This is a genomic window from Paenibacillus prosopidis (genome assembly GCF_003337375.1).
Taxonomy (GTDB): Bacteria; Bacillota; Bacilli; order Paenibacillales; family Paenibacillaceae; genus Pristimantibacillus; species Pristimantibacillus prosopidis.
The window spans coordinates 418411-431795 of the sequence record NZ_QPJD01000004.1; the positions used below are offsets into that span (position 1 = coordinate 418411).

The window sequence follows — 13385 nt, forward strand, 5'->3', positions numbered from 1 at the left end:
CAGCATGGCATGCACATGCACTTTGGCATTATTCATAACTCAAATCATACGATTAAGAATTAACGCCTTTAACCGTTACACCCATTTCCTGCAACTTCTTCTGGAGTTCTGCGTTCAGTGCCGCATCCAGCTCGTCGACCTTCAATTGTTTCATCTTAGTGACAAACTCGTCATAGAGTTTGTTGAACGCTGCCTCATCCTTCGCCAACACCATCTTGGCAACCTGAGCTTCATAAAATTGCTGGATTTGATCTCTAATCGTTGCATTTTTGCTTCCTGGCGCGTAGAAGTCGCCGGGCAAACTCAGTACGGAAGCATCATATCGAACGACTTCCGGTGATCTGGCGTAAGCGGTCTTCGCCTCCATTTCAATCAAACCGCCGGCGCCTTCCCTCTTTGTCGGAGCAGGCTGCACGTTTTCAAAGAATGCTATATTTTCGAATTGCCAGAAGATACCCACTGCCGTTTTGGTGCTGTCCTGCTGAGCTTGAATTCCTTCATCCGTTCTTGTAATGAGACCTTTGTCGTCTTTGGTGTAATGTACGCCTTCGATACCAAAGTGATTAAGCGTCATCCCCTCGGCACTGGTCACATAACTAAGCCATTTCGCCAACTTTTCCGGTTCCTTCGTCGATTTGGAAATGTGCGTTTGCATCCAGCCGCGTCCCGGTTCGGACCAGAACGGGAACACCGGCTTTGTACCTTCACTCGACAAGATCGCGCCGGGCGAAACCCAGAAATCAAGCTGATCATATTTGGCCCTGTTCGTCCCTCCGATAAACATGAACACACGTTTGGACAAGAGGTTCGCGTCGATCGCCGTATCATCCGTTGTCATCTGGCCGGGATCGAAGTACCCGCCTTTGGCCGCCTTAAACAGGAATTGAATGGCATGCTTGTTTTCCGGAGACATATAAATATTTCTAAATTTCCCGTCCTTGTCAATCGGCATCGCGCCAAAAGATCTATGCAGGTATTGGAGCGTTTCGCCATGGTAGTTTTTACCGTGAATCTGAAGCGGAATGACAGGCTGGCCGTCAACCGTCAGTTTCATGTCCTTTACCTTCTTAAGAGCCGCGAGCACGCCATCCTCGGTTTTCAGATCGGAAAGCTCAATGCCGGCCTCTTTCAAAATATTCGCGTTGACTACAACACCTTTATTATCAGCATACTTCGTCACATCCGCAAAATAATCGCTTGACGGCGGATATACCTCTCTCGTGTCATCGCTGGTCATGTGGCTTCCGATCGCGTACCAGCCGCCATAATGCTTGACCATTTGCTCCTTCACATCTGCTGGAAAATCTTTGAGCAAATGGGATTCCGGATCGTATTTCGTAAGGAATTCTTCCAATTCCCAAACCTTGCCGGCTTCAACCAGCTTCTTTCCCATATCCGGGCCTACCGTAGTAATGACATCCGGGAATGAGTCCGACGATGAAACCATCATCAGATTCAATTTCGTATCGCCGTCCTGTGCAGGAATGTTGTAAGTAAAGGTGAGCCCCGTCTTTTTCGTCTGTTCCCCCATTACGGTGCCAGGCTCCGTGGTCCATTGCGGCGGGTTCCAGCCTCCAACTGTAGAGAACCAAGTAAGATCCACCGGCGCCGCAGGCGTCTCGGTTACTGCAGCAGGCGTCTCGGTTTTCGCCGGCTCTGCCGGTTCAGTAGCGTTTCCGCTTCCCGAATTGTTGGCGCTGCAGCCTGACAACGCAATCGTTGCGGCCAACGCCAGAATTGAAAACACTTTCAACTTCATACTAATCAATCCCCCTGCATATATTGTTTACTGCTTCTTTAGCATAACGGCATACGCAGCGGCATCCTATGTTTCCATTTTAATCTTTTTGTGCTTTTCGATAGTTTTGGACAAGGCTACAATTTACGAAATTTACCCGGTGTTATTCCGAAATACTTTTTGAAAATTTTGTTGAAATGAAAATAATCCCGGTACCCTACCCGCTCCACGATCTCTTGAATGGATAACGAAGTATCCTGCAGCAATTCTTTAGCCAGATTCAGCCTTTTGTTCATCACATACTCCATATACGTTTTTCCCGTTTCCTTCTTCATAAGAGCGCTCACATATCCGACGGTGATATGGAACTTCTTTGACAAATCAACGAGCATAATATCTTCCGCAAAGTTGGCATCAATATATTCGATGATTTTCTTTACCATCTCATTGGATATGTGCGGCTCTTCGCCGGTTTGCTGCCGGAAAATGGCCTTCAGCTTTCCGAACAACTCCTTGACCGAGCGGTACTGGCGAGACATTTGATCGTAGTTCATATATTCGATTTCATAATCTGCGTCGGTACTACTGTAATATTTGTAACAGAGCAACACGATTTGGTTGTATAGCGCACATAATTGGTCGATCTGCATGGACCGCTCCTTGCATTCGGCGCTTAGCTCATCCAGAAGCCTGTTCACTTGCTCCGGCTTCTGCTCCCTTACGGCCACTTCGATTTGCAGGATCGTTCCCATCAAGACCGAGGCATGATCGGCCGCCGGTTTATATTCGATGATCCGGCTTTCGGGGCGGGTGAAGAAACTGCAAAGGGCAATATCCGATTCTTGATAGAGCTTGGCGACAGGCGTAGAATAGACGCCGATTCCGCTGATCCCGATACATCGGGCGTCGGACAAATGACCTGAAATAAAATCGAGAAAACCGGTCGGATTCTTCAATTCGTCATAATTGATCAGGAAGGAGACTTTATTCTGTCCCGTACGAAACCGCAAATAACGGATCCCGGAGATCGCCGGCTGCGTCTCGCCCGCATCGGGAAACGATGAATGCTGGTACAGACAGCTAATGAACCGGAAGTGCGGATATTCGCAATCAATTCCCCGGCTGGACAAAAAGTTTTGCAGCTTCACATTCTCATCGGACTCGAATATTTCGAAAAGATCGTCCAGCAGCAGCTCCAATCCTTTTTGCACTTTTTGCTTCTCCGCGAGCGTCGCTTTCAACCGTTCCAACGCGTCGGTCAGCTTGTCCTTGTCGACCTGCTTGAGCAAGTAATCGAAGGCTCCGAATCGCAGCGCTTTCTGGGCATATTCAAACTCCGAATATCCGCTGATCATAATCACGTTGCTCCTCAAATCGTGGAAACGGATTTGCTCCAGAAGCTCAATTCCGTTCAAACCGGGCATGCGGATATCCGAAATGACGACATCCGGCTTCTTCTCCAGAATGATCTCCAGAGCCGACAGTCCGTTGTGCGCCTCTCCGATAACGGTAAAGCCGAGCCTTTCCCACTCGATCATTTCTCTAATCCTGTACACAACCCAGGGTTCATCGTCTGCGATCAATACCGTATGCATGTTATTCGACCTCCAATTGTTCCACATGGTCTTGTACAGGGAATGTGATTGTAACGGTAGTACCGGTGCCGCGTTTGCTATAGAAGGACATTTCGGCCTTGTTTCCGTATAATAGCTTGATTCTCCGGTAAATATTGGGTAAGCCGATTCCTTTCGTTGCTTCCCTCGCCGTCCAGCCTTGGCTTTCAAACTGCCTAAGCCGGGCGACCAGCTCTTTCAATTGGGCTTCTTCCATCCCGTTTCCGTTATCCTGTACGATGTATTGAACCTGATTCTGCTCCGTCATCTTCACTTCCACTCGAACGATGCCGCTGTCGATCTTCATCTCCAATCCGTGAAACACGGCATTTTCCACCATCGGCTGAAGAAGCATTTTAATTGTTTTCTGCTTCAACAAACGTTCATCCGCATCGACGACGACCCGGATTTTCCCCATGAAGCGGTATTCGATGATTTTCGCGTATTCCTTAATGTGTGATATTTCATCCTGAATTGTGCTGAAATCGCCTCCTTTGACCGAATACCTGAACATGTTTGATAAGGAGGCGGAGATTTCGCCTATATCCTGAGCCTTGTAAAAGATGGACATAGCGCTTATACATTCAAGCGTATTGTACAAAAAATGGGGGTTAATCTGATTACGAAAGGCCGATATTTCCATCTGATTTTTTGTAATTTCGATTTCGTACTTTTGCTTTTGCGTCAACTGAATTTCTTTGCTTAAGCTGTCGATTTCGTCCAGCATTTTATTCAGGTTGGCAGCGAGTACGCCGATTTCGTTATGGTAGACCACAGGAAAGCGGCTTTCTCGCCCCGTCTTCGGGTAGGACTTCATAAAATCCATTAGCGCTTTTACCGGCCTTAAGATTCGGGTGAAAAAAAGGATCAGAAAAAGACCGAGTATACAAAACATAACCGCATATGTTGCAACGTTCAGCCTTTGAACGATATTCAATTCCTGCAGCAGCTCGTTCTTCGGAATGATGCTGATCAGCTCCCACCCGGTCTCGGACAGCGTGCTCGTCTGCACGATATACCGGTTGTCGTTTTTCCACTCCTCTAACCGGAACGTATCGATGTTGGGCGTATTTCCAACGCTTGCCAACATTTTTTTGTTTTGATCAAGGAGCAGGAGCCGTGAATTGGCTGTAATTTTTGCATTCTGCAATATATTGCTGAAGTTTCCGACATCCATGACAAATACGCTTGTTCCCTTGTAATCCCTGGTAGGTGTGTTTTTCAAATTATAAATCGGAACGGAAATCGAATAGTACGGGATTAATTCCCCCGTATCCGGATCCTTCAATAAACCGGAATATTCGATCTTTGGATCCGGCAGTTTAACGGATTCGCCTGTTCCCAGACCTAGACTGGCTACCATCGTCCCTGCCCGGTTGTAAAGCTGGATGCCCCGAATATTCTCTTTCAATGTGGTGGTATTGGAGAACACCGATATGACCTCGTGGTTCATGAGAATCCTGGACAAATAGTTATCCAAGTCCAAGTAAGTTTGTACCGTCGGACTATACAGCATCGAAACCGAAATTCTCTCCATGTCCGCATAAAAGCTTTCCGTCTTATCCTGAACCTGAAGCAGAATCTTGCCGGCGGAGTCCGTAACCTTGCTCTCGACAATACGTTTGGCAACCATGTTCGAGATGACAAATGAGATCAGGAGGATGATCAACATCATTAAAATCAAATAAAGGATTTGCCTGGTAAGGCTGAGGTTACGAAAGTGTCCCATCATGTTTATCAATTCCTCTTAACCTGATCTTGCAGGTAGCCATTGATCAGAGCCTGTTTCTCCGAAACCGTCAGATCCGGCGCCAACATGTTATCCGGATTCTGATCGGGCTTGAATTTATAGCTCTGCTTTTCACCATCCGCATGAATATAGGACGATTCTTCCCCTGAAAATTTCACGGTGAAATAGTTGCGGAGATACGGATCGACTTTCATTGTAAAAGTCAACTCCCCCCTGCCCCCATCAGCTACGAGAAGATTCGACACCCGGGCTGTTTCGCCCATGAAACCGGTGATCACGCTCGTAAAGGCGCCTTTGAAATTGTGAGCGTTTTCAGAATTGGAACTGCCGAAATCAAAATACATAATGACGCTCCTCCTTAATTATTAAGCTGCTCCAAAAACAGTTCGAGCTTCAGACTGTTAAGTCCCGAGACATACGCATCCCAAACGTTCAACCGGGTTATGGATAGAAAGCAAAAAACCACCCCTTGCACTAAATTACAAGGGGCGCATGCTATAGCAAGCTGAAGCCGGTGACTGAAACTCACTCTTTCGATAACTCTGATGCGCTACGACATCCCAGCTTTACATTAATCATTTCATTTATCAGAAGATCCAGCTCCTGACTCTTTCTTATTACATCGGGATCAAGGAAATTATACTGATGTAATAATGCTAATTGATATAATGCATTACGCAAGATTTCAATATCATTCTTACCCAGTTCCCCTCCTCCTTTCCGAAGAGATGAGAGAGTGATGGTCCTTATCCTTGTACCACATCCTGTCCTTAAGGACGACCGATCGATGATAGAATATTATATTTTTCCGATGAGATACGCTTGTTTTCCGTCCCGTAAAAATACCGGAATCGAGCTTAGAGGAGCTTCAACAAGAATAGTTTGTCCACCTTCAAAGACACTTCCCGTACGCGCATCCGTCCAGCTAGAACCTTCAGGCAGATATACCTCTCTTGATACAGCGCCTTCATAAAGAATAGGAGCCACCAACAGATCCGGACCATACAGGTATTCGTCCTTGATATCCCAGACCTTATCGTCATGCTGGAATTCATAGAAGAGCGGCCTCATGACCGGCGCACCTTTCTCATGGGCTTCTTTCATCAGCTCACGGGTATAGTCCCTTAAAGCTTCCCGCAATTCCATATATTTAACCAATATCTCGTAAGCCTCGTCCCCAAAGCTCCATACCTCGTTGTTTCCACCGGTATTTAATGCTTTGCTGCCGTCTTTTCTGAATACTTCCTTGCCTCCCCTGCGATCGCCATGCAATCTCATAACAGGACAGAAAGCCCCCCATTGGAACCATCGGATCAGCAGCTCGCGGAATTTGGGATCGTCCGGGTTACCTCCTGCAAAGCCTCCGATATCCGTCGTCCACCAAGGGATCCCCGCCATTCCCATATGAAGGCCTGCAACGATTTGTTTTCTGAAATCTTCAAAAGAAGAATGAATATCTCCCGACCACACTAATGCGCCGTATCGTTGGCTGCCTGCCCAAGCGCAGCGAACCGTGTTTACGATTTTGTCCTGTCCTTCCGCCTGCATGCCTTCATAAAAGGTTTTGGAATAGCGCTGCGGATATATATTTCCGATTTGAACATTAGGTCCCATAGCGTAACGATAATTATCAAAGTCATATACATCGTATTCAGGTTCTGCTTCATCCAGCCAGAAGATATTGATTCCATAATCGTAATAATTCTTCTTGCATTTTGACCATACATACTCCCTGGCTTTAGGATTTGTAGCATCAAAATAAATACTGGAAGGGAACCAATCCATCATGGCAACTTGGACTCCCCTTTCAGCTTTAATCAAATAACCCTTTTGGCGCATTTCTTCAAAATTTTCGCTATAGCGGTCAACCTGAGGCCAAACCGAAACCATCAATTCGATTCCCATGGATTTCAGCTCATCCACCATTGCCTTCGGATCAGGGAAAAATTCCTCCTCAAATCTAAAGTCCCCCTGTTTGGGCCAGTGGAAAAAGTCAACTACGATTACATCGATCGGCAGCTTTCTTTTCTTATATTCCCTTGCAACCTCGAGCAGCTGTTCCTGATTATAATATCTTAATTTGCACTGCCAGAAGCCAAGTCCATATTCAGGCATCATAGGAACGGTACCAACCGCTTTTCCGTACGCGGCTTCTATTTCTGCCGGCGAATCGCCTGCCGTTATCCAATAATCCAGCTGTTTTGTGCTTTCTGCAGCCCATTCGGTTCTATTATTAGCGAAGTTAACTTTTCCGATCGCCGGATTATGCCATAAGAAGCCATACCCTTTGCTGGAATACAAAAACGGAACGCTGGCTTGGGAATTACGATGAGCCAATTCAAGCGTGGAGCCTTTCAAATCAAAGGTTTCTTGTTGGTATTGACCCATTCCGTAGATTCTTTCACCATCATTTCCGGCAAAGGAAACCCTTAATTGATGATCCCCTCCGATAATCGGTTTGAATGCTCTTGACCGAAGCTTCAAAGCTCCGCCGCTGCCTATTTCTTGAAGCAATAATTCTCCTTTATCATTGTAAAAGGAAATTCGTCCCGGAGTATCCCACCACGAATGTCTGACCACCGCCTTTATCTTACCGTTTTGAATGGTAGCGGTTTGAGTTTCATGATCGATCTCTATCGCAGCTTCCGCATCGCCATTAACAGGCAGTAAGGCATAGTCCGTATCCAGTATTTCACCCATCATTCGGGAGCGGATACGTAAACTATTTTCACCCCATCCTTCAATTTGCAAGCTTTCTCCGTTATTCTCAAAGATCAGCTTCCCATGTTCGACAGTAAAAAAATTCATGAATATCCCCTTCCGCAAAAGCGTTGAAGTCCAATTGTATAATTCCCTCAAACGGTCAATAAGACGTAACGCTTTCCGCTTTCTACATGGAACCCGATCCATCCATTCGCATCTTGAACATATTGAACCTCTTTGCCATCCTGGGTAATCCTGACCTTCCGCTTGGCAAGAACTTGGCAAGTCTGCGTTATGGAAACTTCGATTTCCGCCTTTGACAACGCGCCGTTGTTCCATTCCAAATCGACTTCATAGCCCCCTCGGCCCCGCAATCCTTTGACAAACCCGTCTCTCCAGGAATCAGGCAACGCCGGCAGAAGTTCCAAGTATCCCTGATGGGATTGCAGCAGCATCTCCGCAATTCCCGCTGTAGCTGCGAAGTTGCCGTCGATCTGGAATGGAGGATGCGCACCGAACAGATTGGCATATACGCCGCCTCTGTGAGCATTCATCGGTTCGTCACCCTTAACGAGTGTCAACATATTCGAGACTAAACGCTCTGCACGGTTGCCGTCTTTGAATCTTGCCCATAAGCCGATTTTCCAGCCAAGGCTCCATCCTGTCCCCCCGTCTCCTCTAATTTCAAGCGATTTTTTCGCCGCTTGGAACAGATCGGGAGCAGACCGCTCAGTAATGAGCCGTCCCGGATAAACCCCGACAAGATGAGAGACGTGACGATGCTGAACATCCTCATCTTCGAAATCCTCGAACCATTCTTGCAACTGACCGTACTTGCCGATTTGGAGAGGCAACAGCCTTTGCTTCCTCTCTGCCAGCGTCATAGCAAAATCTTCATCGACCTTCAGCCATTCCGCCGCTTTGATGCAGTTATCGAATAATTCGCCGATCAATGAGAGATCCATGGTCGTCGCCGCGCTTACGGCTCGATGCTTATCGCCAACCCGGAATTTATGCTCGGGAGAGGTCGAAGGCGAAGTAATCAAATAACCATCTTGATCTTCAATGAGCCAGTCCAAGCAGAATAACGCCGCTTCCTTCATGATCGGGTAAGCTGTATGCCGCAAATAAGCTTCGTCCCCGCTGAACGCGTAATGCTCCCACAGATGCTGAGTCAACCATACGCCGCCCATCGGCCAGAACGCCCAAACAGGGTCTCCATCCCCGAAATCGCCTACTGGCGCCGTTTGTCCCCACAAATCCGAATTATGGTGCGCAACCCATCCCCGTGCGCCATAGTTCGTATCCGCCGTCTTCTTGCCGTTAACGGCCAGTCTGCCGATGAAATCGATCAGCGGCTCGTGCAGCTCCGCCAAATTGCACGTTTCCGCAGGCCAATAATTCATTTCCGCATTAATATTTAGCGTGTAATTACTGCTCCATGGCGCCCTCGTCTCTTCATTCCATAAGCCTTGAAGATTGGCCGGACTGGTTCCCGGGCGCGAACTGGCCATCAACAAGTAACGTCCATAATGGAACAATAGCTCTACCAGGCCTGGATCGCTGCTGCCGTATTCGGCAATGCGCCGATCTGTAGGCATATCTGCTGGAGCCTTGCTTTCACCAAGATGCAGGGCAACTCTGCCGAACAGCTTGCCATGATCGTCCACATGACGGTTTCGAATATCCGTATATTCTCTCTCGCATATAGCCTGAATCGCTGCTGAGGTTAATTGTCCCGGATCGCGTTCAGGGTTACTCGCGCCGAACCCTAAGTCAAAGCTGGTAGCCGCGCTGAAGTACAAGGTTGCGATAGTAGCCCCGATGACATGCAAGCCATCCGCATCGACTCTCATCGTTCCATCTTCATGCGCGACAGCCAAGCGCCCATGGAATTTCATGCCTTTAGACGTATTGGAATCGCCGTAACGCACGGGATCTTCCGCATCGCGGTAATTAGGCTCGACGTGCTCCGGCGCTGCGCCGGAAATCGTAAAGTGTTCGCCATCCGCTTTCGATGTATATCGGAGCGGACTGTCCAACTTGGCCCGAAAGCTAAGGTAACCCTCCTTGCCCGCCGTTAATCGCACGACAATCGCCTGATCGGGATGAGTCGCGAATATTTCACGGGTAAATGGAACACCACCGACATTATAGGCTACCGTCGCAATGCCGGTAGAGAGATCAAGCTTTCTGCTATACCCCCGGCGGCTTAGCTGACCGTGATCCATCACAATGTGCAAATCGCCGAAAGGCAAATAGGATTGCGTATAAGGTCCCATCATTTCCTTGCAAAGCCGATCCGCTTCCTCGTACTTCTCTTGCGCGATAAGCTCCCGCACTTTCGGCAGCGCCGATTTCGCCCCCGGATTATTCCAATCCCCGGGGTAACCTGACCATAGCGTATCTTCATTTAAAGCGATCCGTTCTTTCTCGATACCCCCGAAGACCATCGCGCCTAGCCTGCCGTTTCCGACGGGAAGCGCTTCTACCCAATAGACGGCTGGGGAATGAAACTGAATATGCATATGGATTTCATATCCTCCCATTTTATTATGAATGCAATTCTATCAATCTTCCGCTTCAAGATTTAACTCAAATTCCTTGTCGCGGTCACAGCACAGAACACCGTCCACAACTTCCAGCTTGGCAACCTGAATGGACGAACGGCGCATTTCATAGCCCGAATCTTCGTTATGCTCATTAACACGGCCAGGATGAGTGAAATAGAAGATATACCCCTCTTCTCCTTGTACGACCACATCTGCGTGAAGGCCGATCGTCCCGTCATCCTCACGTTTGCCAGGTTGGTCGAGAATGATGCCGTTTCGTTCCCACGTCTGAAGATCATCGGAGCGGAACACGCCCTGCCCGCGCCACTCGTCTGTAATCATCCAATAATAGCCGCCCAGGCGGAACACGTTCGGTCCTTCGTGGCCTCTTTCGGTTATCACCGGACCAATCGGCTGCCAATCATACAGATCCTTGCTCTCGGCAGCGTAGGTATGATTCCGCTCCTTAAACCACATTCGAAACATGCCGTTCGGCAGTTGGTAAACACAGGCATCGATCACGTTCTCCTCACTAATTCCAAGCGTGGACTGGAACTCCCAACGAATAAGGTCGGGGCTTGTATAATGCCTGATACGAGCCTTGCCTGTCCAGTCTTCCGGTACGCCGTGGACGTAAGTGACATACATATGGTACAGCCCATCATGCCAAATGATTTCAGGCGCCCAGAACGTATTTCTGCCCCAGCCTGTTTCGAGACCTTCCAGGGTTCCCCGGTATAACCAGGTTGATCCACCATCCGATGAAGAAGCAACACCGAGATCGGTGCCATGCACCCATCCGAATTTCGGACCCTCCTGCGTTGCGCGGCGGTTCGTATAAATCATCCACCATTCCTTGACCTGCCGATTCCAAATAACTACAGGATCTGCCGCACCGTCATAGATGGGATCCCTAAACAATGGCGATTTCATTTATTCTCCACTCCTCGCGACCTCATAACAAAATTGGTCTACGTCGATATAACCCTGTTCACTCTCGCAGTTATAGCTGTATAACCCGATCCGATCTCCCCTATAATTCCCCCACCCCAGCTGATAGGCGTCTCCAAAGCTTGTGAAATGCACCCCATCGACGCTATATTCGAACCGGTTGATTCCATCAATGTTCCACACAGACCTTAACCAAAGGGTGCTGCCTGTTAATTGCGGACCCCATACAATTATTCCCGAGCTGTTGAACTTCAGGACCCTTCTCCCATTCAGTTGGTGTACGCCAATCGTGCAATAGGTTTGCGCAAAATGGCAAAGCCCCGCTTCCTGCCCGTCCGCCATGCCGCCGATTTCTATTTTCACCATTGCCGCGTTGTGAACGGTTCTAAACGCTCTTTGTGTAATGATGTTGCATACGGTAAAAAAGTTGTCCTTGTCAATGGGTTGGCATGCGTGCAGACGCAAATAGCCGGGCCGGGCCGTTAACGACCATTTGTCGGCTCTCGGCTGATGGTTCCATTCCCAATGCGGCTCAAGTACCGCTCGGTCAAAATCGTCGTATGTGGAAAGAACCGTTGCGGGATGTCCGCTAATAGGCTTCCTGCCTCCCCATACCATCTCTCCGATTCCGTCGCCGTCCGTATCGATTCCGATGATCGGCCAGCCGTCAATCCATGTTACGGGCAGCAAGTGAAGCGTTCTCCCTTCGTAATACCCGCCCGTTCCTTGATGACTAATGAAATACCAATCCCCGGAAACCGTCTGGACAAGTCCGCCTTGATTCGGCTCCCGGTCTACATCCATGCCGTGCGTATGGATAATTTCCCTTTCCTCATAGGGCCCATAAATATGTTCGGACCTTAACATCATAACGACTCTGACTTCAACGCCTTCCTTACAGCGAACCTCGCTGTGGAAGAAAAAGTAGGTTCCGTTTATTTTGTATATCTTATTGGCTTCGCTCCCTTTGTACTGATGAATAATCGTACCGCTGTCATTCAATAGTTCTTTGCCGTCTTCACTAAGTTTAAATAAATGGATATTATAATTATTAGCAAAATTGGTGGCAACCAAGTAGCCTTGTCCGTCATCGTCCCAGAACGGACAGCAGTCGTCCCAGCCGGTAACCTCCCAAACCTGATGAAGCGGCTCCCAAGGTCCCGCCGGATCGGAAGCCGTGCTCATAAACAATCCTTCATCGGGCGTGAAAAAATATACCCAAAATTTATCCTCGTGGAATCGGATGGCGCCGGCCCAGACTCCTCTGCCGTAACGATTCATGCGGTCGTAATTGTATTCCGGGCCGATGCTTGTCAAATCATCCACAACATGTCCGATCATGCTCCAATTCACAAGATCCTTGGAATGCAGCACCGCCATCCCCGGAGAGCAATGCAAAGTAGAGGAGATACCGTAATAATCATCCCCGACTCGAATGACATCCGGATCGCTATAATCGCCGGGCAAGACAGGATTGACATAGGTACCGTCCCCCTGATCTCCCCAGGATCCCTTCTGTGATAATAGATAGGAATTATCCTCCATAACACCGTAATCCTTTCCATTCTAAATTTGGATTTTTTAACAAGATGATTATACATGACGGAAAGTCCGGAACATGGATTCCCATGTTCCGGACTTTCGTGAGTTAAATTCACTGACGCTATATTCTACTCGTTCATTACAGCCGATACTTCCTGATCGGTTAAAGCTACGTTATAGATGCGGAAATCGTCCACCCGTCCGTCGAGATACGGATTGTTGGAGAATTGCGAGCGGCCGATCCAGTTCTGTGTGGTAACGCCGAGTTGGGAAGGTCTGATGTTGATATTACTGCTGCCTACCTTCTGGCCATCGACGTAAAGGGTTCCCGTAGTTCCGTTCAGGGTTACGGCCACATGATGCCAGCCGCCGGTTGGCAGCGACGCAGTGCCGTCGATGACTTGCTCGCCACCGCCGTTTTTGATCCCGACACGGATGACGCCGGTTGTCCCGTTTTGCGGCGTCAGATAGAAGTAGTTGTTCGTTCCGAAACCGAAGTCGAAGATGCGGCTCCAGTTGCTCACGGTGTCCAAATT

10 protein-coding genes are annotated in these 13385 nt (G+C 48.4%); all 10 read right to left on the reverse strand.

Annotation, left to right across the window (positions count from 1 at the left end; translation table 11 throughout):
- Window positions 1-52: 52 nt before the first annotated feature.
- Entirely contained in the window at window positions 53-1759 is a 1707-nt protein-coding gene (locus DFP97_RS08505) for a type 2 periplasmic-binding domain-containing protein (protein WP_114379554.1), read from the reverse strand.
- Between the two features lie 116 nt (window positions 1760-1875).
- Complete coding sequence (locus DFP97_RS08510) at window positions 1876-3333, reverse strand: response regulator transcription factor (RefSeq protein WP_181873412.1); 1458 nt, start codon at window positions 3331-3333, stop codon at window positions 1876-1878.
- Window position 3334: 1 nt separating this feature from the next.
- Window positions 3335-5083 carry a cache domain-containing sensor histidine kinase gene (locus tag DFP97_RS08515; protein ID WP_114379556.1) on the reverse strand — a complete coding sequence of 583 codons (1749 nt, stop codon included), beginning with the start codon at window positions 5081-5083 and terminating at the stop codon, window positions 3335-3337.
- A 5-nt stretch (window positions 5084-5088) separates the two neighbouring features.
- Window positions 5089-5445, reverse strand: a complete 357-nt coding sequence (locus tag DFP97_RS08520) for a hypothetical protein (RefSeq protein WP_114379557.1) — start codon at window positions 5443-5445, stop codon at window positions 5089-5091.
- Between the two features lie 181 nt (window positions 5446-5626).
- On the reverse strand, window positions 5627-5893 hold the full coding sequence (locus DFP97_RS32245; RefSeq protein ID WP_425453508.1) for an aspartyl-phosphate phosphatase Spo0E family protein: 267 nt from the start codon (window positions 5891-5893) through the stop codon (window positions 5627-5629).
- Window positions 5894-5899: 6 nt separating this feature from the next.
- The gene (locus DFP97_RS08530) at window positions 5900-7909 is read right to left on the reverse strand and encodes a glycoside hydrolase family 31 protein (protein ID WP_114379559.1); all 2010 of its coding nucleotides are present in this window, start codon (window positions 7907-7909) and stop codon (window positions 5900-5902) included.
- A 47-nt stretch (window positions 7910-7956) separates the two neighbouring features.
- A complete protein-coding gene (locus DFP97_RS08535) occupies window positions 7957-10332 on the reverse strand; it encodes a glycoside hydrolase family 95 protein (protein WP_114379560.1) in 2376 nt (791 codons plus the stop codon).
- Between the two features lie 42 nt (window positions 10333-10374).
- Complete coding sequence (locus tag DFP97_RS08540) at window positions 10375-11289, reverse strand: glycoside hydrolase family protein (protein ID WP_114379561.1); 915 nt, start codon at window positions 11287-11289, stop codon at window positions 10375-10377.
- Window positions 11290-12852, reverse strand: coding sequence for a glycoside hydrolase family 43 protein (locus tag DFP97_RS08545; protein WP_114379562.1), 1563 nt, complete (start codon window positions 12850-12852; stop codon window positions 11290-11292).
- A gap of 125 nt (window positions 12853-12977) precedes the next feature.
- The coding region (locus DFP97_RS08550) for a LamG domain-containing protein (protein ID WP_147275033.1) at window positions 12978-13385 on the reverse strand (408 nt) is incomplete at its 5' end.

Bases quoted from the DNA above. Each gene is read 5' to 3' on its own strand.
- DFP97_RS08515 (WP_114379556.1), bottom strand. From the start codon at position 5,083: ATGATGGGACACTTTCGTAACCTCAGCCTTACCAGGCAAATCCTTTAT.
- DFP97_RS08505 (WP_114379554.1), bottom strand. From the start codon at position 1,759: ATGAAGTTGAAAGTGTTTTCAATTCTGGCGTTGGCCGCAACGATTGCG.
- DFP97_RS08520 (WP_114379557.1), bottom strand. From the start codon at position 5,445: ATGTATTTTGATTTCGGCAGTTCCAATTCTGAAAACGCTCACAATTTC.
- DFP97_RS08545 (WP_114379562.1), bottom strand. From the start codon at position 12,852: ATGGAGGATAATTCCTATCTATTATCACAGAAGGGATCCTGGGGAGAT.
- DFP97_RS08535 (WP_114379560.1), bottom strand. From the start codon at position 10,332: ATGCATATTCAGTTTCATTCCCCAGCCGTCTATTGGGTAGAAGCGCTT.
- DFP97_RS08540 (WP_114379561.1), bottom strand. From the start codon at position 11,289: ATGAAATCGCCATTGTTTAGGGATCCCATCTATGACGGTGCGGCAGAT.
- DFP97_RS08510 (WP_181873412.1), bottom strand. From the start codon at position 3,333: ATGCATACGGTATTGATCGCAGACGATGAACCCTGGGTTGTGTACAGG.
- DFP97_RS08530 (WP_114379559.1), bottom strand. From the start codon at position 7,909: ATGAATTTTTTTACTGTCGAACATGGGAAGCTGATCTTTGAGAATAAC.